This is a genomic window from Stappia stellulata (assembly GCF_020176715.1).
Lineage (GTDB): Bacteria > Pseudomonadota > Alphaproteobacteria > Rhizobiales > Stappiaceae > Stappia.
The window spans coordinates 449306-473833 of the sequence record NZ_JAIVMF010000001.1; the positions used below are offsets into that span (position 1 = coordinate 449306).

Annotated in this window: 21 protein-coding genes; 18 read left to right on the plus strand and 3 right to left on the minus strand. The window is 65.2% G+C overall.

What is annotated here, in order from left to right:
• Positions 1–92: 92 nt before the first annotated feature.
• Positions 93–1073: an MBL fold metallo-hydrolase gene (locus LC092_RS02085; RefSeq protein WP_224804542.1), complete on the minus strand. Its 981-nt coding sequence runs from the start codon at positions 1071–1073 to the stop codon at positions 93–95.
• A 353-nt stretch (positions 1074–1426) separates the two neighbouring features.
• Between LC092_RS02085 and LC092_RS02090 the strand changes: the two genes are divergently transcribed.
• The 11 genes from LC092_RS02090 to LC092_RS02140 all read left to right on the plus strand — a co-directional run bounded on the left by LC092_RS02090 (position 1427) and on the right by LC092_RS02140 (position 13735).
• On the plus strand, positions 1427–2701 hold the full coding sequence (locus LC092_RS02090) for a diguanylate cyclase (RefSeq protein ID WP_224804544.1): 1275 nt from the start codon (positions 1427–1429) through the stop codon (positions 2699–2701).
• Positions 2702–2857: 156 nt separating this feature from the next.
• Complete coding sequence (locus tag LC092_RS02095; RefSeq protein ID WP_224804546.1) at positions 2858–3565, plus strand: ABC transporter permease; 708 nt, start codon at positions 2858–2860, stop codon at positions 3563–3565.
• Entirely contained in the window at positions 3558–4367 is an 810-nt protein-coding gene (locus tag LC092_RS02100) for a phosphate ABC transporter ATP-binding protein (protein ID WP_224804548.1), read from the plus strand. Before LC092_RS02095 ends, LC092_RS02100 begins: the two co-directional genes overlap by 8 nt.
• Positions 4368–4384: 17 nt before the next feature.
• Positions 4385–5233: an extracellular solute-binding protein gene (locus LC092_RS02105; protein ID WP_224804550.1), complete on the plus strand. Its 849-nt coding sequence runs from the start codon at positions 4385–4387 to the stop codon at positions 5231–5233.
• A gap of 150 nt (positions 5234–5383) precedes the next feature.
• The gene (locus tag LC092_RS02110) at positions 5384–6184 is read left to right on the plus strand and encodes a molybdate ABC transporter substrate-binding protein (RefSeq protein WP_224804552.1); all 801 of its coding nucleotides are present in this window, start codon (positions 5384–5386) and stop codon (positions 6182–6184) included.
• A gap of 406 nt (positions 6185–6590) precedes the next feature.
• On the plus strand, positions 6591–7232 hold the full coding sequence (locus LC092_RS02115; protein ID WP_224804554.1) for a hypothetical protein: 642 nt from the start codon (positions 6591–6593) through the stop codon (positions 7230–7232).
• A gap of 263 nt (positions 7233–7495) precedes the next feature.
• Positions 7496–8974 (plus strand): cryptochrome/photolyase family protein, encoded by a 1479-nt coding sequence (locus LC092_RS02120; RefSeq protein ID WP_224804557.1) that lies wholly within the window; start codon positions 7496–7498, stop codon positions 8972–8974.
• Between the two features lie 14 nt (positions 8975–8988).
• Positions 8989–10293, plus strand: a complete 1305-nt coding sequence (locus LC092_RS02125) for an NAD(P)/FAD-dependent oxidoreductase (RefSeq protein ID WP_224804559.1) — start codon at positions 8989–8991, stop codon at positions 10291–10293.
• A gap of 2 nt (positions 10294–10295) precedes the next feature.
• Complete coding sequence (locus LC092_RS02130) at positions 10296–11126, plus strand: DUF1365 domain-containing protein (RefSeq protein ID WP_224804561.1); 831 nt, start codon at positions 10296–10298, stop codon at positions 11124–11126.
• 29 nt (positions 11127–11155) lie between these two features.
• The gene (locus tag LC092_RS02135; protein WP_224804563.1) at positions 11156–12385 is read left to right on the plus strand and encodes an SAM-dependent methyltransferase; all 1230 of its coding nucleotides are present in this window, start codon (positions 11156–11158) and stop codon (positions 12383–12385) included.
• 3 nt (positions 12386–12388) lie between these two features.
• Positions 12389–13735 (plus strand): MFS transporter, encoded by a 1347-nt coding sequence (locus tag LC092_RS02140; protein ID WP_224804566.1) that lies wholly within the window; start codon positions 12389–12391, stop codon positions 13733–13735.
• A gap of 12 nt (positions 13736–13747) precedes the next feature.
• On the opposite strand, the gene LC092_RS02145 is transcribed toward LC092_RS02140, so the two are convergent.
• Both LC092_RS02145 and LC092_RS02150 read right to left on the minus strand, forming a co-directional pair.
• Positions 13748–14596 carry an SDR family NAD(P)-dependent oxidoreductase gene (locus LC092_RS02145; protein WP_224804568.1) on the minus strand — a complete coding sequence of 283 codons (849 nt, stop codon included), beginning with the start codon at positions 14594–14596 and terminating at the stop codon, positions 13748–13750.
• Positions 14597–14704: 108 nt separating this feature from the next.
• Positions 14705–15352 (minus strand): ChrR family anti-sigma-E factor, encoded by a 648-nt coding sequence (locus LC092_RS02150; protein WP_224804571.1) that lies wholly within the window; start codon positions 15350–15352, stop codon positions 14705–14707.
• Between the two features lie 398 nt (positions 15353–15750).
• Here LC092_RS02150 and LC092_RS02155 point away from each other — a divergent pair, with 398 nt between their 5' ends.
• The 7 genes from LC092_RS02155 to LC092_RS02185 all read left to right on the plus strand — a co-directional run bounded on the left by LC092_RS02155 (position 15751) and on the right by LC092_RS02185 (position 24401).
• Positions 15751–16791 carry a cysteine synthase A gene (locus LC092_RS02155; protein WP_224804573.1) on the plus strand — a complete coding sequence of 347 codons (1041 nt, stop codon included), beginning with the start codon at positions 15751–15753 and terminating at the stop codon, positions 16789–16791.
• Positions 16792–16801: 10 nt separating this feature from the next.
• Positions 16802–18253, plus strand: coding sequence for a cardiolipin synthase (gene cls / locus LC092_RS02160; protein ID WP_224804575.1), 1452 nt, complete (start codon positions 16802–16804; stop codon positions 18251–18253).
• 83 nt (positions 18254–18336) lie between these two features.
• Positions 18337–19053 carry an alanyl-tRNA editing protein gene (locus tag LC092_RS02165; protein WP_224804577.1) on the plus strand — a complete coding sequence of 239 codons (717 nt, stop codon included), beginning with the start codon at positions 18337–18339 and terminating at the stop codon, positions 19051–19053.
• A gap of 42 nt (positions 19054–19095) precedes the next feature.
• Positions 19096–19938, plus strand: a complete 843-nt coding sequence (sseA, locus tag LC092_RS02170; RefSeq protein WP_224804580.1) for a 3-mercaptopyruvate sulfurtransferase — start codon at positions 19096–19098, stop codon at positions 19936–19938.
• 189 nt (positions 19939–20127) lie between these two features.
• A complete protein-coding gene (locus LC092_RS02175; protein WP_224804582.1) occupies positions 20128–21798 on the plus strand; it encodes a formate--tetrahydrofolate ligase in 1671 nt (556 codons plus the stop codon).
• 333 nt (positions 21799–22131) lie between these two features.
• Positions 22132–22701: a hypothetical protein gene (locus LC092_RS02180; protein ID WP_224804584.1), complete on the plus strand. Its 570-nt coding sequence runs from the start codon at positions 22132–22134 to the stop codon at positions 22699–22701.
• 14 nt (positions 22702–22715) lie between these two features.
• Positions 22716–24401 carry a methyl-accepting chemotaxis protein gene (locus LC092_RS02185; protein WP_224804586.1) on the plus strand — a complete coding sequence of 562 codons (1686 nt, stop codon included), beginning with the start codon at positions 22716–22718 and terminating at the stop codon, positions 24399–24401.
• Positions 24402–24528 lie beyond the last annotated feature (127 nt).

Genomic DNA, 24528 nt, shown 5'->3' on the forward strand with positions numbered 1-24528 from the left:
CCCGTCCCGCGCGACAGGACGAAAAAGGCGCCCGGACAGGCCGTCTTTTTCGTCCTTTTCATTGAATCGGCTTTCGTGGCGGCCAGCGAAGGCTACTCCCATTCAAGTTCGCTGAACGCCTGCTGGGCATTGCGCTTCGCCAGCGCCTCGAACTGGAGAAGGTGGGCGAAGGCCTGCTGGTCGACCTCGACCGATCCGATCATGTCGCCGCCCGCCTCGATATGCGCGCGCATGCGATCGCGAAGGTTCACCAGATAGGCCAGTGTGTCGGCCTGCGCCCGCGCCAGATCGATGGGCTCCCCGTGGCCTGGAACGACATGCGCCGGCTTGAGCGCCGCGATTGCCTCAAAGGCCTCGATCCAGCCGCGCAGGCTGGAGACGTCGAGCAGGCCGAGCAGGCGGTCGGCGAAGACGATATCGCCCGAAAACACCACCCGTTCGTCGGCAAGCCAGACGAAGCTGTCGCCCGGCGTATGGGCCGGAGCGGGATGCACGATCTCGATGCGCCGCCCGCCGACCTCGATTTCCATGCGATCCTCGAAGGTCTCCGGCGCATGGATCGCCTCTGTGCCGTCGAGCGCGGGGCCGAGCAACTGGCCCAGCATGGTGAACTGAAGCGAGGCCCGCGATTTCTGGTCCGCGACGGCCGCGGCGGAGGCGATCACCCGCGCGCCACGCTCCATCCAATAGGCATTGCCGAGCCATCGATGGTCCTGCCCGCCGGTATCGATGACAAGCACCACCGGCTTGTCGCTCACGGTCGCAATCGCCGCGTCGAGCGCAGCGGCGCCTTTCCGGCTGCCGCCCGGATCGACCAGCACCAGCCCGGCGTCGGTGTCGATCACCCCGAAGGTCGCGTTGTTGGCAAGATTGTCGGGCGAGCGCTGCGCAAGCTCTCCGACGATGGCAAACGTCGTGGCGGTCACGGGCAGAACGCGCAGCTCAGACGCCGCGCGCGCAAGATCGGCCCTCCCCAAGACCGCAAGGGCAACCGCGACAACCAGAACTCCTGCCACACGGCGCAAGGGTCGATGGCGCGGCTCAGGCGTCCCCGTTTGATGTTGGATCGTCATGTCCACCCTCTCCCTTCTGCCTTTCACCGGCCCGACGAACGACAGACCCGCGCGCGGCGGGAACCGGATGTCCCTGCCATTTCGATTTTCGTCCTCTCCGATTTGTCTGAAGGGCGACAATGACCTGCGTCAAAACATGACAATAATTTCGAATATATGATTTAATGAAATATATGGGGAGTCGACTGGTGAATGCCGTTTTCGCCAATCTGGGCACGCTAATTATATACAAAGGATATGGGTTTTATTGATTAATAACATCGTTAAATTTTACAATTAAAGCACTTGTCGTGCGAGCCGGCAGAAAAGCCGGACCCGACAGCCCCTTCCGACCAACAGCCGAGATCACCTGCATGGCATTTGTCCCCGACGACCAGAAATCCCTGACGTCCCTCGTCAACGCGATCGGGGCGAGTGCCGCGATTTTCAGTGCCGACGCACGGGACAATTTCGACATCCTGGCCGCCAACCGCCCCTTTGCGACCATGCTCGATCGCGACACCGACACCATGGCCGGAGCGCGCCTGTCCGACATTTTTCCCCGCTATCTGACCCAGCCCCTGTCGGAACGCATTGTCGAATGCCTGTCCACGCAAAACACGACGGAAACCGAACTGGTGATCGACCGTGGCGGACGGGTCTCCTGGTGGCGGTTCGTCTATTCCCCGATCCTGTCCGGAGAAGGCGCCACCCGTCAGGTCCTGAACACCTGCATCGACATTACCGAAAAGAAACTGCTGGAGACCTCGTTGAGCCAGTCGCGCAGCCGGTTTGAGGCCGTTGTCGAAGCCGCCTATGACGGCATTATCTCCGTCGACCGCGAACATCGCATCGTGCTGTTCAACAGCGCCGCCTGCGAGATCTTCAAGATCGAGCGGGACGCGGCCATCGGTCGCCCACTGGAAACACTGATCCCCTCCCGGTTTCGCGACAAGCACACCGGCTATCTGGAGGGGTTCAAACGCTCGCCGATCAACTCGCGGCCGATGGAATCGCGCGTCGCGGTCATGGGGCTGCGCTCCGACGGAACGGAGTTTCCCGCGGAGGTGACAATCGCGAAGATCAAGGTGGGCGACGAGGTCGAATTCACCGCCGTCGTGCGCGACATCTCCGAACGCGCGAAACTGATCGACGAGTTGCAGCGCGCCGCGATCAAGGATCCGCTGACAGGGGTCTACAACCGCCGCCAATTGTCCAAGATCCTCGTCGACGAAGTCGAACGCTGCCGCCGCTTCGATCACCTGATGACGCTGGCGATGATCGACCTCAACGGGTTCAAGAGCATCAACGATACCCATGGACATCACATCGGCGACGAGGTTTTGACCGCCTTCACACGCTGCCTGCGCGCGAACCTGCGCGATGTCGACACCGTCGGCCGCTGGGGCGGCGACGAATTCATGATCATCTGGCCGGAAACCGGCGAACAGGACGCCGTCCAGGCGGTGAATCGCATCCGCAAGGCCCTTGCCGACGTCGCGCAGTCTCTCTCCGTGGCGGGCGTGTCCATCCACTTCAGCATCGGCTTTCAGGAAACCGACGGATCGCTGGAGGCCGAGGAGATGATCCTTCGCGCCGACAAATTGCTCTACCGGGAAAAACGCGCAATCAGCCTGAAGCCGGCCTGAAGCCGGTCTGACCCGCACCCTCCGCGGATCTGAGGATCATCGACCGGGGGCGGCCGGCACGGGCTTTCCGCCCAAAGACCCGACCTGTGCAAATCGCCCTGTAGATTATCCCGCATTTTTGTGCATTATTTCCGACAGGACGGAGAGAATGCATAGATGCAAGATTTTGCGACAACGCTGTGGAATGCGGTCGGGCTGATCCTTCTGGGCGATGCCGATCTGATCGAGATCATCGCGCTGTCCCTGCGGGTGACCCTGAGCGCGGTCGTCATTGCCTGCCTGATCGGCCTGCCGCTCGGCGCGCTAGTCGGTGCGTTCCGCTTTCCCGGGCGCGGGGTCGTGACCGTATTGCTGAACGCGCTGATGGGGCTTCCGCCCGTCGTCGTCGGCCTGGTCGTCTATCTGATGTTGTCCGCCGCCGGGCCGCTCGGGCCGTTGCGGCTGCTCTACACGCCGACGGCAATGATCATCGCCCAGACGATTCTGGTCACGCCCATCGTGGCAGCACTCACGCGCCAGGTGATCGAGGATCTGCACAGCGAATATGCCGAACAGTTCGCCTCGCTCGGCGTCGGCCCGCTCGACCGGGTGGCCGCGCTCTTATGGGATGCGCGCTACAGCCTGCTGACGGTCGCGCTTGCCGGCTTCGGCCGCGCCGTAGCGGAGGTCGGCGCCGTGATCATCGTCGGCGGCAACATCAATCACGTCACGCGGGTGATGACGACGACCATCGCGCTGGAGACCTCCAAGGGGAACCTCGAACTCGCGCTGGCGCTCGGCGTCGTGCTTCTCGCGATCGCGGTGATCGTCAACGCCGCCGTGATGGCCCTGCGCGCCTCCGCCGTGAGGTCCGCCTATGCCTGATGCCTGCCTGAAGACAATCGACGGCGGCTACGTGACGCCGGCAAGCGCACCGGCACCGCTCCTGATGCAGGCGCGCGGGGTCTCCTTTCGCCCGCAGGGCAAGCCGCTGGTGGACGACATCGACCTCGACATCCGCGAGGGCCGGCGCCTCATCGTCATGGGCTCGAACGGGGCCGGAAAAAGCCTGCTGATGCGCCTGTTGCACGGCCTGATCGCCCCAACCTCCGGCGAGGTCGTCTGGCGCGGCAAGCCGCTCGACCGCACGGCCATGCGCGAGCAGGCCATGGTGTTCCAGCGCCCGGTGATGCTGCGCCGCTCGGTGATCGCCAATCTGCAGTTCGCCCTCGCCGTGCGCGGCATCGGCGGGGCGGAACGACGCCGGCGCGTGGAGGAAGCGCTGGAGCAGGCGCGTCTCGGCGATCTGGCCAAACGGCCGGCGCGGGTCCTGTCGGGCGGTGAGCAACAGCGTCTTGCCCTCGCCCGTGCGCTCGCCTGCACGCCGCGCCTGCTGTTTCTGGACGAACCCACCGCCAGCCTTGACCCCGCGTCGACGCTTGCGATCGAGAACCTGATCGCCACCGCCCATGCCCGCGGCATCACCATCGTCATGATCACCCACGACAAGGGCCAGGCCCGTCGCCTGGGCGACGACATCGCCTTCCTGCACGCCGGACGTCTGGTCGAAACCGGTCCCGCTGCCCGCGTGCTTGAAACCCCGAGTTCGGGCGCCGCGCGCGCCTGGCTGGAGGGGCGTCTTTATCTCGACGACCTCTCCTCCCCCCACACGTCCCCGACACCCTGAACACCTGGGAGCCTTATATGTTCAGACGTCAGTTCCTCTCCCTCGCACTCGCCGGCACGCTTGCCGCGACACTGGCCGCCGGCGGATCCGCGCCGGTTTCTGCGGCCGACGAGAAGTTCATCATCGTGCAGTCGACCACCTCGACCCAGAACTCCGGCCTGTTCGACCACCTGCTGCCGATCTTCAAGGACAAGACCGGCATCGAGGTGCGCGTGGTTGCCGTCGGCACCGGCCAGGCGATCCGCAACGCGGCCAATGGCGACGGCGACGTGCTCTTTGTGCATGCCCGCCCGGCGGAGGAAAAATTCGTCGCCGCCGGCGACGGCGTGAAGCGTCATGACGTCATGTACAACGACTTCGTGATCGTCGGCCCGCCGTCCGACCCGGCCGGTATCGCCGGCTCCTCCGATGTGGTCGACGCCCTCACCAGGATCGCCGCCGCCAAGGCGCCCTTCGCCTCGCGCGGCGACGACAGCGGCACCAACAAGGCCGAATTGCGCCTGTGGAAGGAAGCCGGCATCGACATCGGCGCGGCGTCCGGCGACTGGTACCGCGAGACCGGCTCCGGCATGGGCGCGACGCTCAACACCGGCACCGGCATGGGCGCCTACATCATGACCGACCGCGCCACCTGGATCGCCTTCGGCAACAAGGGCGACTACACAATCGCGGTCGAGGGCGACAACCGCATGTTCAACCAGTACGGCATCATCCTGGTGAACGCGGAAAAGCACTCCAACGTAAAGAGCGAGCTCGGCCAGACCTTCGTCGACTGGGTGATTTCCGAAGAGGGCCAGGCGGCCATCGCCAACTACAAGGTCGACGGCCAGCAGCTGTTCTTCCCGAACGCTCCCGCCGGAAGCTGATCTTTCCGCCTGCGCCGGCACACCCCGGCGCAGGCCCCTTCCCCGGCCCGACCCGGCCGGGCCCCGCGCGTCACCCCCTTGGTGCAGCGGCAGGCCGAGCCCCGGGGTTCGCCGTACCCCCTTCCTTCACGCCTTTTCCGGAGACCAGCGATGCGCCTTGCGCTTGCGACCGCCGTTGTCCTGTCCCTCTTCACAAGCCCCACCATGGCCGAACCGACCGTCAAACTGCATGCTGCCGGCAGCCTCAAGGCCGCGATGAGCGACATCGCCGACCTGTATGAAAAAACCCACGGCGTGACCGTCGCCCGCGCCTTCGGCCCGTCCGGCCTGCTGCGCGAACGCATCGAGGGCGGCGAGGCGGCCGAGGTCTATGCCTCGGCCAACATGAAGCACCCGACGACCCTTGCCACGGCCGGCAAGGCCGGTCCCGTCGCACTCTTCGCCCGCAACCGGCTTTGCGCGCTGGCGCAGGCGGATCTGGCGGTGGAGACGGAGACGCTGCTTGCCACCCTGCTCGATCCGCAAGTGCGCGTCGGAACCTCCACCCCCAAGGCGGACCCGGCCGGCGACTATGCCTTCCAGGTGTTCGACAAGGCGGAGGCCTTCTCAAGCGGTGCAACCGAGGCGCTCAAGGCCAAGGCGTTCCAACTGACCGGCGGCAAGGACAGCGCCAAGGCTCCGGAGGGGCGCAACCCCTACGGCTGGGTGATGGAGAGCGACAAGGCGGATCTCTTCCTGACCTATTGCACCAATGCGGTGCTGGCGCAGCGCGATGTGCCCGAGCTGAAGATCGTCGCCCTTCCCGAGGCGCTGAGCGTCGGCGCGAACTACGGCCTGACGGTGGTGAACGACGCGCCTCAGGCCGCCTGGCAGCTCGCGGTCTTCATCCTGTCCCCGGCCGGTCAGGAAATCCTGGCCTCCTACGGTTTCACCGCCGCCGGCGCCCTCTGAGTGGCGCAACCCCGGCCTTGCGCGCCCCAAAACCTGCGGAAACCAGGGGGTGCGCGCGGCCGAAACCGTTGAAAAAAGGCCGCAGACAATAAAAAATTCAAACGATCACGAAAACGTGACGTTTACCATGTCACGATTGCGCCTCATGTCCGTCACATTCCCGCCTTTGAAAAATATCTTTCGATATCAATTCGTTACCTGACCGCTCTCGACACTGGTAAACAGTTCCCTAATGAAATCCGTTCGGTTTGTGATCCATATTACGGTTTCGTCAGGATGTTTGAGCGAGTGTCGCCAGTGTCGCGTCTAGACTATCTGGACGTTGGACACCAAATCTTAACGGTATCGACATTCAGGCGCTCACCGATGCGTAAAAATCGGGTTCGCCAGGCCGTGGGAGGCGCGAATGTTTGGCTTGAAGCGACTTGGGCGACGAACGGCACTTGCGGCCGCACTCGCCATGACAGTTACCGGCGGCAGCGCCCTCGCGCTCGACGCCGCGGCGGACACCACGCTCCAGAAGGAAGACAGGGAAACCTTTCTCCTTCCAAGTGACCGGCTCGCCGTCACGCTTGGAACGCCGGTGGGCGCATCCTCCGGCTCGGACGATTATGCGATCTGGGTCGGCGAAGTCGAGCTCAACGGACGCACCGCCGTCTGGGTCGAGCTGATCGACGAGCACGGCGAGGTCATCTACGACAGTGAAGTGGCGCATAACGAGACCCACCTCCTGCCGAACGGCCGGGCGGTGGTCGTGCGCGCCCTTCTCGACGACAGCCAAGGCGCGACCCAGACGGTCGCCAAGACCGACGAGTCGCGGGTTGCCCCCGATGCCCGGCTGGTCGTGACCCGCCGGGTGGTCGATGCTCCGTCCGTGCAGACGGCGATCGAGTTCATCGAGCAGACGCCGACCGAGGAGCCCTCCGCCATGGAGCGGATCGCCTCCTTCGGCGAGCGGATCTGGAGCGCGATCGTGGCAAGCTTCACCGCCGCAACCGACGGCGTGCGTGTCGCGTGGACCTGGCTGACGGAACCGTTCCGCGCCTGACCCGTTCTTGCTGTATCAGACGCTGCGACAAACCGTCCGCGACCCTCGCGGACGCATGAGACATACAGGTTCCGGCGCGGGCAAGCTTCCCCGCATTCCGACGCCGGCCTCCCGTATCGGGCCACCCGTTTCCGCAGCACCGCGCGCGGCGACGGTTGGCCCGAAACTTTTCCGCCTCCCGCGCGAAAAAACGCTAATCCATCAAGGACACACGGGCGTAAGAAGAAATTGCAAGCGCCCCTGGATCCGGACTTTCATGGATAATGATTGAAAAAGAAATTTCCGCCGCAACCCTCGTCTGGTTCCGTAACGATCTGCGCATAGATGACAATCCTGCCCTGACGGACGCCCTGAATGGCGAGGGTCCCGTCCTCGCGCTTTATGTCCTCGACGACGAGACCGAAAACCTCCGGCCGCTCGGTTCCGCAAGTCGCTGGTGGCTGCATCACTCGCTGACCGCCCTTCGCGACGATCTCGAAAAGCTCGGCGTTGCGCTCATCCTGCGCCAGGGCCCTGCGGCATCGGCAATCGACGATGTCCTGCGCGAGACCGGGATCACCCGCGTGGTCTGGAACCGACGATACGATCCGGGCGGCGTGGCGGCCGACACCTCGATCAAGGCGGAGCTGAAACGCCGGGGCGTGGAGACGGCGAGCTTCAACGCCGCCCTTCTCATCGAGCCGTGGGAGGTGAAGACCGGCAGCGGCGATCCCTACAAGGTGTTCACCCCGTTCTGGCGCGCCGCGCGCGCCCTCGGCGCGATGCAGGCCCCGACCGGCAAGCCCGAGGCCGCGCCGTGTACCACCACCGGCCATGACGATCTCCCCCGTAGCGACCGTCTCGAGGACTGGGCGCTCCTGCCGACCCGGCCCGACTGGGCCGGCGGCCTGCGCGAGACCTGGACGCCGGGCGAGGCTGGCGCCTTCGAGCGGCTGGACGCGTTCCTGTCGGACCGGCTCGCAGATTATGCCGGCCACCGCGACGAGCCGGGTGCCGCCGTCACCTCGATGCTGTCGCCCCATCTCCGGTTCGGCGAGATTTCGCCGCGACGGATCTGGCAGGCGGCGGAGCATCGCGCCGACGACGGTCGCACCGCGGTCGGCGACCAGACGCTGGCGAAATTCCAGGCCGAGCTTGGCTGGCGCGAGTTTTCCCACCACCTGCTCTTCCACTTCCCCGCCCTGCCGCACGACAATTTCCAGCCAAAGTTCGACACCTTCCCCTGGCGCGAGGATGAGGCGGAGTTTCGCGCCTGGACCAGGGGCCAGACCGGCTATCCGCTGGTCGATGCCGGCATGCGCGAGCTCTGGCACACGGGCTACATCCACAACCGGGTGCGCATGGTGGTCGGCTCCTTCCTCGTCAAGCACCTGCTGATGGACTGGCGCAAGGGCGAGGCCTGGTTCTGGGACACGCTCGTCGATGCCGACGACGCCAACAACACGGCCAGTTGGCAGTGGGTCGCCGGGTCCGGCGCGGATGCGGCCCCCTTTTTCCGCATCTTCAACCCGACCACGCAGGGCGAGAAATTCGACGGCGCCGGCGCCTATACCCGTCGCTGGGTGCCGGAGCTGGCGAAGATGCCCGACAAATATCTCTACAAGCCGCAGGACGCGCCCTCTTCCGTGCTGGAGGCGGCCGGCGTGCGACTGGACACGACCTACCCGCGCCCGATCGTCGATCACGGCAAGGCGCGCCAGCGTGCCCTTGACGCATTCCAATCCATAAAAAACTCCGCATAAGAAAAGGACACGCCATGCGCATTGCCGTCATCGGATCGGGCATCGCCGGAAACAGTGCCGCCTGGGCCTTGAGCGAGAGCCACGACGTGACGCTCTACGAGAAGCGCGACCGCCCTGGCGGCCACAGCGCGACCGTGGACATCGACCATGGCGGCACGCCCCTGTCCGTCGACACCGGCTTCATCGTCTACAACGAGTTGAACTATCCGAACTTCACGGCGCTGCTCGATCACCTCGGCGTGGGCACCGAAGCAAGCGACATGAGCTTCGCCTTCTCGCTGGATCGCGGCGTGCGCGAATGGTCTGGCATCAATTTGAACACCGTCTTCGGACAGCGCCGCAATGCCGCCTCGCCACGCTTCCTGTGGATGCTGCGCGAGATCCTGCGCTTCAACAAGCTGGCGGTGCTCGACCGCGCCTCCGGCATGCTGGCCGGGCTGTCGCTGGAGGCCTATCTCGCCAAGCGCCGTTTTTCCAAGAGCTTCACCGGCGACTACCTGCTGCCGATGGGGGCCGCGATCTGGTCGACGCCGCCGGCCGACATGCTGGCCTTTCCGGCGGAGAACTTCATCGCCTTCTTCGAGAACCACCGGCTGGTCAACCAGGACCGGCCGATCTGGCGCACCGTGTCCGGCGGCAGCCGCAGCTATGTGGAGCGGCTGGTCTCGCCGTTTCGCGACCGGATCCGGCTCGCAACCCCGGTCGCCGAGGTCACCCGCCGCGCCGGCAAGGTGCATGTGCGTGATGTCCACGGTCACGAGGATGTCTTCGACCGCGTCGTCATGGCCGCCCACACCGACCAGACGCTGGCGATGCTGGGCGATGCCACGCCGGAGGAGCGCAATATCCTGGGGGCGATCCGCTACCGGCCGAACGCGGTCTATCTGCATCGCGACCGCGCGCTGATGCCGCGCCGGCGGCGGGTATGGGCGTCGTGGAACTATCTCGCCTCCAGCGATTCCGATGCGCCGTTCCGCGATGCCTCGGTCACCTACTGGATGAACCGGCTGCAGAACCTGCCCGAGGACAAGCCGGTGTTCGTCAGCCTCAACCCGGTCGAGCCGCCGCACCCCGACCTCACCTTCGCCACCTTCGAATACGATCATCCGCAGTTCGACGGTGCCGCGATTTCCGCGCAAAACGCGCTCGGCCAGATCCAGGGCAGCGGCAACACCTGGTATTGCGGCGCCTGGTGCGGCTACGGGTTTCACGAGGACGGTCTCAAGGCCGGACTGGCCGCGGCGCAGGCGATCGGTGCGGAAATCCCGTGGCGCATCGACGCCGAAGGCACCGCTCGGGCGGCAGAGGCAGCGGAGTGACCATGCGTCATGTGGCAACGACCTGGCCGGCGAACGGCCCCCCGCCACCGGAAGCGGCAGCGCTTTATCCCGGCAAGGTCATGCATGCGCGGCTGAAGCCCTTCGGCCACCGGTTCAGCTACACCGTCTTCACCCTGCTGATCGATCTCGACCGCTTGCCGGAGGCGGCTGCAAGATCCTGGGCGTTTTCCATCGGGCGCTTCAATCTGCTGAGCTTTCGCGAGGCCGATCACGGCCCGCGCGACGGAACGCCCTTGCGCGCCCATGTCGATGCGCAACTGGCCGCGCACGGTCTGACGATGCCCGCCGCGCGGGTGCTCCTGCTGTGCTATCCGCGCGTTTTCGGCTTCGTCTTCAATCCGCTGTCGGTCTATTTCGCCTATGACGCGACCGACCGGCTGATCGCGCTGGTCTATGAGGTGCGCAACACGTTTGGCGACATCCACACCTATGTGGAGCCGGTGACGGCGGGCCAGAGCGGACCGGAAGGCATCCGCCAGACCCGGGACAAGGCGTTTTACGTCTCGCCCTTTCTCGACATGCAGCAGACCTATCGCTTCCGCATTCTCCCCCCTGGCGAAGCCGTGCGCGTGCGCATCCTTGAAAACGACGCGGAGGGGCCCATTCTCTCTGCAAGTTTCGCCGGCAGATATCGGCCCCTGACGTCGCGGAACGTGGTCGCGGTCTGCTTGAAAATTCCCTTCATGACACTCAAAGTGGTGGCAGGCATCCACTGGGAGGCCCTGAAACTTTGGTGGAAAGGGGCACCATTTCACTCGCCGTCAAAACGCCCAAGCGCCGTTTCGCGCACCACCGCTTCCCCCAGGGCCTGACCGCCCCGGCCGTTTGACGAGGTTTGACCATGTCGACTTCAATTCATCTCACCCCCGACAACGCGCGCAATGCGCTCGCAGGCCTTCCGCGGCTGGCGCGCCTCGGCATGCGCGTCGCGCTCAACCTGAGGGTCGGATCGCTGACCATCGAAACGCCGGAGGGCCACCGCTATCTGGTGCGTGGCGAAGAGGCGGGTCCGGATGCGGACGTCAAGATCCATTCCTGGCGCTTCATCCGCCGCCTGCTGAGCGGCGCGGATGTGGGCGTCGGCGAGGCCTATATGGCCGGGGAATGGACCAGCTCCGACGTCACCACGTTTCTGGAGTTGTTTTGCCGCAACCGCGACGCCACCGCCGACATGCTGCGCGGCACCCGGGTCTACCGCATGCTGATCCGCCTGCGGCACTGGCTGAACCGCAACACCAAGTCCGGGTCGCGGCGCAACATCTCCTCCCACTACGATCTGGGCAACGCCTTCTATCGCGAGTGGCTGGACCCGACGATGACCTATTCCTCGGGGCTGTTCGACGGCGGCGTCAACGACCTGGAGCAGGCCCAGCGGCTCAAGTACCAGGCACTTGCCCGCGAGACCGACATTCGCGCCGACCACCATGTTCTGGAGATCGGCTGCGGCTGGGGCGGTTTCGCCGAATATGTCGCGCGCGAGATCGGCGCGAAGGTCACCGGCCTGACCATCTCGCAGGAGCAATACGACTTCGCCTGCCGGCGCATGCAGGAAGGCGGCCTCAACGACAAGGTCACCATCAAGCTGCAGGACTACCGCGACGAGACCAACCAATACGACCGGATCGCCTCCATCGAGATGTTCGAGGCGGTCGGCGAGCAGTACTGGCAGACCTATTTCCACAAGGTCGCGGGCTGCCTGAAGGACGGCGGGCGCGCCGGCCTGCAGATCATCACGATCCAGGACAATCTGTTCGACGATTATCGCAAGACGCCGGACTTCATCCAGAGACATGTGTTCCCGGGCGGCATGCTGCCGCCGCCGTCCACGCTCGACGAGCTCGGCTCGCGCAGCGGCATGACGCTGGCCGCACAGCGGATCTTCGGCCATGACTATGCCCGCACGCTGGAAGAATGGCGGCATCGTTTCTGGGCCGCCTGGCCGCGCATCCGCCCGCTCGGCTTCGACGAGCGCTTCAAGCGGCTTTGGGAGTTCTACTTCCACTATTGCGAGGCGGGGTTTCGCTCCGGCAACATCGACGTGCGGCAGATGATCTACGTGAAGGCGCCCTGATCCGTGGCAGGACGCCCCGCGGATCGCGGCCTCACCCTCGCGCAGCTTGCGGCCTACGCCGGACCGGCGTTGCCGCTGGCCGCGCTCACCCTGCCGCTCTACGTGATCCTGCCGACCTTCTACGCGGAGAGCATCGGCCTGCCGCTGGCGCAGGTCGGGCTGATCCTGCTGGCCGTCCGGCTGATCGACGCGCTGTCCGACCCGGTCGTCGGCGTTTTGTCCGACCGCTTCCACCCGCCGCTCGGACGCCGCAGGGGCTGGTTTCTCGCAGCCTCCCTGCCAGCGGCCGTTGCCGCCTATATGATCCTCACCCCGCCGGAGGGGGCGAGCGGGCTCTATCTGCTGGGTTGGGGCATCGCGCTGTCGCTCGGCTACACTGCCTGCGTCATTCCCTACACGGCCTGGGGCGCCGATCTCGTCTCCGACTATCACGGGCGCAGCCGGATCGCCGGCGCGCGCGAGGGCATGGTGCTGGTCGGGACCGTGCTTGCGGTCTCGGTTCCGGGGATCGCCGAGGCGCTCGGCGCGAAAGGCCAGGCGCTGTCGCTTCATATTCTCGCGCTGTTCGTTGCCGTGGCGCTGCCGGTGCTGACGCTTGCCGCCGTCTGGCGACTGCCGGAACCGGCCGACACCGGCCGGCCGCCGCCCGCCTTGCGCGCCGGTCTTGCCCATGTGCGCGCCAACCGGCCGTTCCTGCGCCTGCTCGCCGCTTTCGTGCTCAACGGTTTTGCCAACGGCCTTCCGGCAACGCTCTTCCTGTTCTTCGTTGCGCGCGTGCTCGAAGCCCCGCAGATGCAGGGGCCGTTCCTGTTTCTCTATTTCCTGTGCGGGGTGGCGGGCGTTCCGCTGTGGCTGGCGGTCAGCCGGCGTTTCGGCAAGCACCGCACCTGGTCGGTCGCGATGCTCGGGGCTTGCGCGATCTTCATCACCGTGCCGCTGCTCGGCCCCGGAGACCTCTGGGGCTTTGCCGCGATCTGCGTGCTCACCGGTCTGGCGCTCGGCGCCGATCTTGCCCTGCCCTCGTCGATCCAGGCCGACGTCATCGACGTTGACACAGTCTCCTCGGGCGCGCGGCGCTCGGGGCTTTATTTCGCGCTGTGGGGACTGGCGACGAAACTGTCGCTGGCGCTCGCCGTCGGCCTGGCGTTTCCCGTGCTGGAGCTGGCCGGCTTCAGAACCGATGCCACCGGCGGCGGCGCGGCGGGCCTTGGCATGCTCGTCGCGCTTTACGCCATTGTTCCGGTGGGGCTGAAGCTTGCGGCGATCGCCCTGATGTGGCGGTTTCCGCTCGACGCGGGCGAACATGCCCGCCTGTCGGAGAAGATCGCCGCCGCTCAGGCGCGCGTCTGAGACAAACGCCGCCTATTGGGCCGCTTCAGCCACAGTGTCGCGCGGCCTGGCCTCCGGCGGCCCCTTCTTCGACCAGCCGGTCGAGCGCCCAAGAAGCGCGAAATACCAGCGGTAGGGCAAAAGCTGCAGCGCCTTGAGCTGCCAGGTGAAGCGGCGCGGGAAGGTGATTTCGAAATTTCCCCGCCGCTTCAGCCCGTCATGCAACCGGCTGGCCGCGTCCTCGACCTGCATCAGATGGGGCATCGGGAAGGGATTGTCCTTCGTCGCGGGCGTGTCGACGAAGCCCGGCGAGACGATCTGGATGCGCACGCCAATGCGGTCGAGATCGAACTTCAGCGCCTCGGCCAGATTGATCAGTCCGGCCTTCGTCGCGCCATAGGCGGCCGACGTCGGCAGCCCGCCATATCCGGCAACGGAGGCGACAAGGGCAACCTGCCCGCGGCCATGACCGCGCATCGCCTCGAGCAGCGGCACCAGGCAATTGACCGTGCCGCCCAGATTGACGTCGAAGGATTTTTGAAACGCCCTGAGGTCGGGCGCCGTGCCATCGACCGGCAGATAGACGCCGGCATTCAGCACCGCCAGGGCAATCGCGCCGGCATCGGCCTCGATGTCGGCGACGATCTGCGCCATGCGCGCTTCGTCGGTCGTGTCGCCCGGATGAACCAGGATCTTGCCCGGCAGGCCGGCGCACTCCTCGGCAAGCGCGCGCAGGTCGTCGGCCGAGCGGGCCGTCACCGCGACGCGCCAGCCCTTTCCGGCAAGCTTGCTCGCAAGGGCGGCGCCTATGCCGGAACTCGCACCGGTGATCCAGGCCACGCCGTCATCGGGCGTTGCGACGAAGTCGGATGGATTGGGCATTGTTCGGTTTCCTCGCTTCATACTCTTTGTACGAATACGCGCGAGTGCGGATCGTTTCCGATCAGGTGCGAGGTGCGAAAATCGGGCTGAAATCCGGGCTGCCTCGCGTCAACCGCGCAGGAAAGGGGCGAAGAACCGCCCGACCGGACCGGTAAGACGGAGGCTTCCCTCGGTCACCGCGAAACACAGACAGTCCTCGCCCTCGTCGGCGATGGGGCGATGGTCGACGTCGTCGTCGGCATAGGCGACATCGCCGCGGACGAAATGGCCGGAAGAATCGCTGAAGCCGCCCTCGAGAACCAGCGTCAGCTCGGTTCCATGGTGGGTGTGGGTCGGCATCGCCTGCCCGGCGCGAATCCAAAGCAGGCTGGCGTTGCAGCCGTCGATCTCGCCGATACGATATTCGCGCAGACCCGGAAGCTTGGTCTTCCAGGGAAGCTCGTCAAAGTCCTTGCCGATGAAATCGACCAGGGTCGCCGGCAGGCGCGTCTTGGCTGCGGGCTTCGGCGTCACGGAAATGCGCTCTTCCTCGGGACTTGCGAAGATCGCCTCCAGCATTTTATCGCGGTCGGTGAGAGGCATCGGCGCCACGTCTTCGAGCATGCGGCCTCCGGTCGCCTCCAGATCGCGCACGAAGGCGCGATTGACCGGCGACAGGTCGAGATGAGACCGCACCAGGAGCCGGGCCGGCTCCGCCAGCGTTCCTGCGACATAGCCCGCAAGCAACGCATCGAAATGCTGATGTGACTGGTCCATTCCCGCAAACACCCTTGTCTCAAGCGCACACGCACCCCAAAACACACAGTCTCGTGCGGGACCCGTCATAACGGATCGTGGGCATTGCGCCAAATTCCAATTCGCACGGCGACTGACTGGGCTTGTAGCCTGGACTTCGCGCCGTTCTCAACCCGTGCTACGCTCTTCACCTCACGCTAGATCAGCGGGACGTACCTTAATTTCGCAATTCTATGGATTGAATGATCATTGATCGACCGGATTTGAAGAATAGCCAGCCGACCATTGTCAACAAGAGACCGGCCAATCGCCACCTGGCTTGAGACGGGGCGCTCCACCCCCTATCTTCCAGGCCAAGCGCAGACACGGATCCCGCCAGGCGGCATTCCTCCGCCGGCCAAACCGGAATGACGATACGCATGAACATCAAGGCTTCAGTCATCGACGCCATTGGCAACACCCCGCTCATCAGGCTCAACCGCGCCTCGCAGATGACCGGGTGCGAGATCCTCGGCAAGGCGGAGTTCCTCAATCCGGGGCAGTCGGTGAAGGACCGCGCGGCGCTCTACATCATCCGCGATGCGGAAGCGCGCGGCGCGCTGAAGCCTGGCGGCGTGATCGTGGAAGGCACGGCCGGCAACACCGGCATCGGGCTGGCGCTGGTCGGCAATGCGCTCGGCTACCGCTCGGTGATCGTCATTCCCGAGACGCAGAGCGAGGAAAAAAAGGACATGTTGCGTCTTGCCGGCGCGGAACTCGTCCAGGTGCCGGCCGCGCCCTACAAGAACCCGAACAACTACGTGAAGATTTCCGGTCGCCTGGCCGAACAGATGAACCAGAGCGAGCCGAACGGCGCGATCTGGGCCAACCAGTTCGACAATGTCGCCAACCGGCAGGCCCATATCGAGACCACCGGCCCGGAAATCTGGCGCCAGACCGACGGCACGGTCGACGGCTTCATCTGCGCGGTCGGCTCCGGCGGCACGCTCGCGGGCGTCGGCATGGCGCTGAAGGAGAAAAACCGCGACATCAAGATCGGCATCGCCGACCCGATGGGCGCCGCGCTTTTCAACTACTATGCCCATGGCGAACTCAAGGCCGAGGGCTCCTCGATCACCGAGGGCATTGGCCAAGGCCGGATCACCGCCAACCTGGAGGGCGCGCCGGTGGACATGCCCTTCCAGATCCCGGATGCCGAGGCGCTTCCCGTCGTCTTCGACCTTTTGGAACACGAGGGCCTCTGCCTTGGCGCCTCCTCCGGCGTCAATGTCGCCGGCGCGATACGCATGGCGCGCGAGATGGGCCCCGGGCACACCATCGTGACCATCCTGTGCGACTACGGCACCCGCTATCAGTCCAAGCTGTTCAACCCGGAGTTCCTGCGGTCCAAGGACCTGCCGGTCCCCGCCTGGCTGGAGCGCGAGAGCAAGATTTCCGTCCCCTTCGAGCCGGCACCGTGAGCCGACCCCGGTGACGCGCGACTTTGACCTGATCGCTCTCTTTCTGGACAATCTGCCGATCATTGCCGCCCTTACGCTGGCGATCTATGCGCTTGCGGCCGTCTGCGCGGTGCGCGAGGTGCTGCATTCGCGTACGGCGCAAGGCTCCATCGGCTGGCTGTTGTCGCTGCTCTTCCTGCCGTTTCCCACCGCCTTCATCTATCTGGTGTTCGGCTGGAAGCACTTTGGCGACTACGAGGAGGTGCGCGCCTACGCGGGACGCGAAACCCGCGCGGAACGCGCCCGCAACATGAAGCTCGCCGACGCCGACACCAGCACTAGTTGGCCGGTCCTGACCAAGATCGCGCAGATCCCGTTTCTGGCGGGAAACAAGGTGGAAGTGCTGATCGACGGCGTCGACACCTTCGAGTCCATCCTCGCCGGCATCGCCGCGGCCAAACGCACCGTGCTCGTGCAGTTCTTCATCGTGCGCGACGACGGCATCGGGCAGCGGCTCGCCGACTGCCTGATCGAGCGGGCCAAGGCGGGCGTGCGCATCCACCTCCTCTACGACGATGTCGGAAGCAAGGGCCTGTCGAACGGCTATATCCGGAGATTGTGCGACGCCGGCGTCCATGTCGCCGGCTTCAACGAGCGCCACAAGCTGTTGCGCCTCAGCGGACCGATGCGCCTCAACTATCGCAACCACCGCAAGATCGTCGTCGTCGACGGCGAGACCGCCTGGGTCGGCGGGCACAATGTCGGCGACGAGTATCTCGGCCTTTCGCAGACCTTCGGCCATTGGCGCGACACCCATGTGCGGGTCGAGGGACCGGCGGCCAGCGCCTGTGCGCTGTCCTTCGGCGAGGACTGGCACTGGGCGACGGGACAACCGATCGACCCCTGCCTGCCCGATCCGATCCCGCAACCCGGCGACGAGCCGGTGCTAACCATGCCGACGGGCCCGGCGGACACCTTCGAGGATTGCGGCATCGCCTTTGCCGAGGTCATTGCCCGCGCCCGCAAGCGGCTTTGGATCGTCAGTCCCTATTTCGTGCCCGAGCAGGCGATGCAGACCGCGCTGCTTGCCGCCTCCATGCGCGGCGTCGACGTGCGCATCCTCCTGCCCGAGAAGGCCGACCACCGGCTCGTCTGGCTGGCAAGCTATGCCCATGCCGACGACATGACGGAATACGGCATCAAGGTCTATCGCTATACGGCCGGCTTCCTGCACCAGAAAGTGATCCTGGTCGACGACGCCCTGGCCGGGATCGGCACGGTCAATTTCGACGCCCGCTCCTTCCGCATCAACTTCGAGATCATGCTGTGGTTCACCCATCAGCGCACGATCAGCCGGGTGGAAGAAATGCTGGTCGAGGACTTCTCCCGCTCGCGCGAGGCGACGCAGGAGGATCTGGCGTCGCGCTCCTACGCCTTCCGCTTCGTCGCGCAGGCGGCGCGGCTGTTTTCGCCGATCCTGTGACCGCGCTGCCCATCCACGGCATTTGATTGGCGAAAGCGATCGGCTAGTCTGACGGCTCATTCCGGAATCGACTTGGGGATTTCATGACAGAGCTGCTATTCCGCGACGATGCCTATCTGCGCAGCTGCGAGGCAACCGTCACCGCCATCAACGACCGTGGCGGCATCGTGCTCGACCGGACGGTGTTCTATGCCACCGGCGGCGGACAGCCCGGCGATAGCGGCACGCTGGAACGCGCGGACGGTGAGGTGGTGACGCTGGCAACCGCCGTCTATGGCGAGGATCGCTCCCAGATCGTTCATGTTCCGGCGGAAGGCAGCACCCTGCCGCAGGTCGGCGAGAAAGTCGTCCTCCACCTCGATTGGGCGCGGCGCTACCGCTTGATGCGGGTGCATACCGCCTTGCACCTGCTTTCTGTCGTGCTGCCCTATCCGGTCACCGGCGGGCAGATCTCCGACGGCGACGGCCGGCTCGATTTCGACCTCCCCGAGGCCGCCCTCGACAAGGAGGAGATTGCCGCGAAAGTGAACGAGATCTCCGCCGGCGACCATGCCATCACCAGCGAATGGATCACCGACGCGGAGCTTGAGGCCAATCCCGATCTGGTGAAGACCATGAGCGTCAAGCCGCCGATGGGATCGGGCCGCGTGCGCCTCATCCGCATCGGTGCGGATGTCGATCTCCAGCCCTGCGGCGGCACCCATGTCAGCCGCACCTCCGAGATCGGCCCGATCGAGGTTCCCAAGATCGAGAAGAAGGGCCGGCAGAACCGCCGCGTCCGCATTCGCCTTCTCGACTGATCCGCCCTGTCTGTCCGCCGCTTTTTCCGGAGCCCGCCCTTCATGACCCGTTCCCCCCTTGTCTCCCCCGCCTGGCTTGCCGGCAAGCTCGCCTCCCCGGATGTCGTCGTGGTCAACGCCTGGCTGCCGCCGGTCGGCGAACCGGACGCACAACCGGAATACGGCTCGGGTCATATCCCCGGTGCCGTGTTCTTCGACGTGAACGCGATCAGCGATCCGGCGAGCGACCTGCCGCATATGCTGCCGCCGGCGCATATCTTTTCCTCCATGATGCGCAAGCTCGGCATCGGCGACGGCCAGACCATCGTCGTTTATGACGGCGTCGGGCTTTATTCCGCCGCCCGCGTCTGGTGGATGTTCCGCGCCATGGGCGTGGAGGATGTGTATGTGCTCGATGGCGGACTGCCCGCCTGGGTGGCCGCAGGCCATCCGGTCGAGGACATGCCTCCCGCGCCGCGCGGCGACCGGCATTTCACCGCGCGCCTCAACCACGGGCTGGTCGCCGACCACGCCAAAGTCTCCCGCACGCTGGAGGCCGGCGGACAGGTGCTCGACGCGCGCTCGCGCGGCCGCTTCGCCGGCACGGACCCGGAACCGCGCGCCGGCCTTCGCGGCGGCCACATGCCGGGCGCGATGAACCTCCCCTTCACCGAGCTGATGAGCGACGGACGGCTCAAGGATCGCGACCAGCTCGCCGCCGCCTTCGATGCCGCCGGCGTCGACCGGGCCAAGCCCGTCGTCACGACCTGCGGGTCCGGCGTGACAGCGGCGATCCTGTCGCTCGCGCTCTCGGTCACCGGACAGGACAAGGCGCCGGTCTACGACGGCTCCTGGACCGAATGGGGCGGGCGCGACGACACGCCGGTCGCCACCGGCGACAGCTGACCCCGCACGCCTGCCGCGCCTCTCCCGTTCGGCTTGCAAGGCACGGGCAAGCCCGCCACGTCGATTGTGGAACAAGGGCGCGTCGCAATTTCAACACCGCCGGCGCGCCACGTCTTCTAGCCTCGCGTCGGCTCTCACAAAGAAAACCGCCGGGCCCTGTCAAAACCCGGCCGCAGGAGGATTGGGGTTATGGCGAGCGATATCGAGATTGCGCGCGCGGCGACGACACGGCCGATTGCCGAAATCGGCGAAAGGCTCGGCATTCCGTCCGAGGCGCTTGAAAGTTTCGGCTCGACCAAGGCCAAGGTGCGCTCCGACTTCATCAAGGGTCTCGCCGACAAGCCCGACGGCAAGCTCGTCCTCGTCACCGCGATCAATCCGACGCCCGCCGGCGAGGGCAAGACGACCACCACGGTTGGCCTCGGCGACGGCCTCAACCGCATCGGCAAGAAGGCGGCGATCTGCCTGCGCGAGCCCTCGCTCGGTCCCTGTTTCGGCATGAAGGGCGGGGCCGCCGGCGGCGGCCATGCCCAGGTCGTGCCGATGGAGGACATCAACCTCCATTTCACCGGCGACTTTCACGCCATCACCTCGGCGCACAATCTGCTGTCGGCGCTGATCGACAACCACATCTACTGGGGCAATGCGCTCGGCATCGACGTGCGCCGCATCACCTGGCGCCGGGTGATGGACATGAACGACCGCTCGCTGCGCCAGATCGTCTCCTCGCTCGGCGGCGTCGCCAACGGCTATCCGCGCGAGGCCGGCTTCGACATCACCGTCGCCTCGGAGATCATGGCGATCCTGTGCCTGTCCGCCGATCTCGCCGACCTGCAGGAGCGGCTTGGCAACATCATCGTCGGCTACCGCCGCGACCGCACCGCCGTCACCGCCCGCGACCTGGAAGCCGATGGCGCCATGACGGTGCTCCTCAAGGAAGCGATGCAGCCGAACCTCGTGCAGACGCTGGAGAACAACCCCGCCTTCATCCACGGCGGGCCCTTCGCCAACATCGCCCATGGCTGCAATTCCGTCGTCGCGACCAAGACCGCGCTGAAGCTTGCCGACTATGTGGTGACGGAAGCCGGTTTCGGCGCCGACCTCGGCGCGGAGAAATTCTTCGACATCAAGTGCCGCAAGGCGGGCCTGGCCCCGTCCGCCGCCGTGATCGTCGCCACCATCCGCGCGCTCAAGATGAACGGCGGCATCGGCAAGGACGACCTCGGCAAGGAAAACGTCGAGGCCCTGAAGAAGGGCTGCGCCAACCTCGGCCGCCACATAGAGAACGTGAAGCAGTTCGGCGTTCCGGTCGTCGTGGCGATCAACCACTTCGTCACCGACACCGATGCGGAGGTCACCGCGATCCAGGACTATGCCCGGGAACAGGGCGTGGAGGCCATCCTGTGCCAGCATTGGGCCAAGGGCTCGGAAGGAACCGAGGAGCTTGCCCGCAAGGTGGTGGAGATGGTCGACGGCGACAGCGCGCAATTCGCCCCGCTCTATGACGACGACCTGCCGCTGTTTGAAAAGATCCAGACCATCGCCCGGCGGATCTATCGCGCCGACGAGGCGATTGCGGAAAAATCGGTGCGCGACCAGTTGCACAAGTGGGAGGCCGACGGCTTCGGCCACCTGCCGGTGTGCATGGCCAAGACCCAGTATTCCTTCACGACCGACCCGAACCTGCGCGGCGCGCCGACGGGGCATACCGTGCCCGTGCGCGAGGTGCGGCTGTCCGCCGGTGCCGGCTTCATCGTCGCGATCTGCGGGGAGATCATGACGATGCCGGGCCTGCCGAAGGTCCCTTCCGCCAACCACATCCGGCTCGACGATAGCGGGCTGATCGAGGGGCTGTTTTAAAAAAACGCTACGTCAGACAGGGAAAAAGGGTGGCCGAGGCCGCCCTTTTTGCGTTCGGATGCCGGAAAACCCGCGCCGTTCCTTCGGCCTATTCGCAGCGATGAATTCACCCTGACATTTTTATCAATCATACAATTGCCAATTAATCGCCGAGTCCACATTTTTATTTTTGATAAGAATTTTATTCTTATATTTTTCTTTAAAATACATTGAACCTGACAATTCTTGCGATGTTTATCGCGCATTAACCCCCTTCAATCCAAGATTTTGACGATTCGATTTCTTTCGAAAGGCTTGAAGATGCGCTTCCGACTCGCTGCTGTTAGTTTTGCGGTGTTGACCCAAACCGTCCTTGCCGTCGACACGGCGCCGGACGCCTCCGCCCTGATCACGCCGACCGTGGTCGCCGAGGTGCGCTCCTGGCTCGCCAATCCGATCGTCGCCCTTTCGGTGAATGCGCAGAACGACCTGCGCGGCCAGCTCGCCCAGAGCGAGATCGACGCGCTCGACACCCAGTGGCGCAGCGAACGTGAGGCGGAAGACAAGCCGCTGATCGCGGCAACGCTCTCCGCGCCGCTGTCGATCTATCTGCTGCGCATCCAGGCGAAATCGGTCGGCCTCTACCCCGAGATCTTCATCATGGACGCCAACGGGCTGAACGTCGGCCAGAGTTCCATCACCGGCGACTACTGGCAGGGCGACGAAGCCAAGTTCCAGAAGACCTTCCCGAATGGTGCCGACGCGGTGTTCATCGACGAACCCGAATGGGACGACGACAACAAGATCTGGCGCGCCCAGATGAACATGTCGATCGCCGATCCCGAGAACGGAAAGACGATCGGTGCGGCGACCATCGAATTCAACCTGACCGAACTCCAGCGGCGCACGTCCACCGGCTCATAAGGCGATAGCAGACCATGTTTCGAAACTTATCCGTAAGCAAAAAGGGCGCGACCGCCTTTTTCGCCCTCGCTCTCATCGGCGCGGTCTCCGGGATCGTCACCGCCGTCAACACCTCCGGCGCGCTCACGGAAGTGGGCAAGGCCAATGAACTCTCCAACCTCAGCTCCAAGGCCTATTCGCTCGACGCGCTGATCGTGGAACAGGCGCTGGCGGTCAAGACCTTCCTGCTGACCGGCAACCGCGACTGGCTCGCGGAGGCCGACAAGCACCGCTCGATGATCAAGACCGAATTCACCAACATCGGCACGATGGTTGCCACCGACCTTCCGTCGGAACAGGCACGGCTTGCCGATGTCCAGAGCGCCTGGACGGCCTGGAACGACGGGATCGCGGCGAAGCAGATCGAGTTCATGCGCAAGCCCGAGACGGTCGATCTGGCGCGCGCCATCGAGGTCACCAGGGGCAGCACGGAGTTGCTCGAAGCTGTGCGCAACCGCAGCGAGGCCTTTTCCAGCGCCATCGCCGGCCATCGTACGGCCTCCGTTGAATTACAGAACTCCGCGCTTTCGCTTGTGTGGATGATCGCCGTCGCCAGTGCTGCGCTGATCACCACCGTCGCCGTGCTTCTCGGCTTCCTGAACCATGCGCTCGTTTCCCGGCCGCTGACCCAGCTTTGCGACATCACGCAGAAACTGGCGCAGGGCGACACGGATCAGTCCGTCGACTTCGGCAAGCGCTCCGACGAGATCGGCTCGATGGGCCGCGCGCTCGACGTGTTCCGCGACAACCTGATCCGCACCCGCCAGCTTGAGGCCGACACCAGCCAGCAGCGTCTCGACGCCGAACGCCAGAAGCGCGAGGAGATGGAGCAGGTCGCCAGCGACTTCGAAGCCACGGTGATGACGATCTCCGACGAGATCATCGCCATGCTCGACCAGTTGAACGGGTCCTCGACGTCGCTGTCCGACATCGCCAACCAGACCAACGAACAGGCTGTCTCCGTGTCGGCGGCCGCCGAACAGGCGACCACCAACGTCAACACGGTCGCAAGTGCCACCGAAGAGCTGTCCGCCTCGATCCGCGCCATCACCGAGCAGGTCCGCACCTCCTCTGAGATCGCGAGCAAGGCGGAGGTCGAGGTCGGTCGCTCCAGCGAGGCCGTCGGCACGGTGCAGCGGGTCGTCGCGCGCATCGGCGACGTCACCAAGCTGATCACCGACATCGCCGAGCAGACCAACCTGCTGGCGCTGAATGCCACCATCGAGGCGGCGCGCGCCGGAGAAGCCGGCAAGGGCTTCGCCGTCGTCGCCTCCGAGGTCAAGGCGCTCGCCGAGCAGACAGCAAAGGCGACCGAGGAAATCGATCGCCAGATCTCCGAGATGCGCGACGCTGCCGACGCCTCGACCTCCGCGTCGGACGTCGTCGCCGGCCTGGTGCAGGAAATCTCGGAAAACACCAACGCCATGTCGGGCGCTGCCGAAGAGCAGAATGTCGCGACCACGGAGATCGCCCGCAGCGTCGCCGAGGCCGCGCAGGGCACGGCCAGCGTGTCGGAATCGATCGCCCAGGTCAGCCATGGCGCCGGCGAGACCGGCAAGCTCAGCGATGACATGAAGCACTCGGTGGTGCAGCTCCACGAACGCTCCGACAACCTGCAGCGTGCGATGCGCGAGTTCCTGACCAAGGTCCGCGCGGCGTAATTTCCCCGCGCCTCACCCCCGAAGACGACAAAAGGCGGAGCCCCCGGCTCCGCCTTTAAGTTTATGATAAGAATAAGAGAAATTGTCATCCCGGACGCAGCGCAAGCTGCGATCCGGGATCGAGGAG

Excerpts from the sequence above, each read along its gene's own strand:
- LC092_RS02085 (WP_224804542.1), bottom strand. The coding sequence starts at position 1,073 with ATGACGATCCAACATCAAACGGGGACGCCTGAGCCGCGCCATCGACCC.
- LC092_RS02090 (WP_224804544.1), top strand. The coding sequence starts at position 1,427 with ATGGCATTTGTCCCCGACGACCAGAAATCCCTGACGTCCCTCGTCAAC.
- LC092_RS02095 (WP_224804546.1), top strand. The coding sequence starts at position 2,858 with ATGCAAGATTTTGCGACAACGCTGTGGAATGCGGTCGGGCTGATCCTT.
- LC092_RS02100 (WP_224804548.1), top strand. The coding sequence starts at position 3,558 with ATGCCTGATGCCTGCCTGAAGACAATCGACGGCGGCTACGTGACGCCG.
- LC092_RS02105 (WP_224804550.1), top strand. The coding sequence starts at position 4,385 with ATGTTCAGACGTCAGTTCCTCTCCCTCGCACTCGCCGGCACGCTTGCC.
- LC092_RS02110 (WP_224804552.1), top strand. The coding sequence starts at position 5,384 with ATGCGCCTTGCGCTTGCGACCGCCGTTGTCCTGTCCCTCTTCACAAGC.
- LC092_RS02115 (WP_224804554.1), top strand. The coding sequence starts at position 6,591 with ATGTTTGGCTTGAAGCGACTTGGGCGACGAACGGCACTTGCGGCCGCA.
- LC092_RS02120 (WP_224804557.1), top strand. The coding sequence starts at position 7,496 with ATGATTGAAAAAGAAATTTCCGCCGCAACCCTCGTCTGGTTCCGTAAC.
- LC092_RS02125 (WP_224804559.1), top strand. The coding sequence starts at position 8,989 with ATGCGCATTGCCGTCATCGGATCGGGCATCGCCGGAAACAGTGCCGCC.
- LC092_RS02130 (WP_224804561.1), top strand. The coding sequence starts at position 10,296 with ATGCGTCATGTGGCAACGACCTGGCCGGCGAACGGCCCCCCGCCACCG.
- LC092_RS02135 (WP_224804563.1), top strand. The coding sequence starts at position 11,156 with ATGTCGACTTCAATTCATCTCACCCCCGACAACGCGCGCAATGCGCTC.
- LC092_RS02145 (WP_224804568.1), bottom strand. The coding sequence starts at position 14,596 with ATGCCCAATCCATCCGACTTCGTCGCAACGCCCGATGACGGCGTGGCC.
- LC092_RS02150 (WP_224804571.1), bottom strand. The coding sequence starts at position 15,352 with ATGGACCAGTCACATCAGCATTTCGATGCGTTGCTTGCGGGCTATGTC.
- LC092_RS02155 (WP_224804573.1), top strand. The coding sequence starts at position 15,751 with ATGAACATCAAGGCTTCAGTCATCGACGCCATTGGCAACACCCCGCTC.
- LC092_RS02165 (WP_224804577.1), top strand. The coding sequence starts at position 18,337 with ATGACAGAGCTGCTATTCCGCGACGATGCCTATCTGCGCAGCTGCGAG.
- sseA (WP_224804580.1), top strand. The coding sequence starts at position 19,096 with ATGACCCGTTCCCCCCTTGTCTCCCCCGCCTGGCTTGCCGGCAAGCTC.
- LC092_RS02175 (WP_224804582.1), top strand. The coding sequence starts at position 20,128 with ATGGCGAGCGATATCGAGATTGCGCGCGCGGCGACGACACGGCCGATT.
- LC092_RS02185 (WP_224804586.1), top strand. The coding sequence starts at position 22,716 with ATGTTTCGAAACTTATCCGTAAGCAAAAAGGGCGCGACCGCCTTTTTC.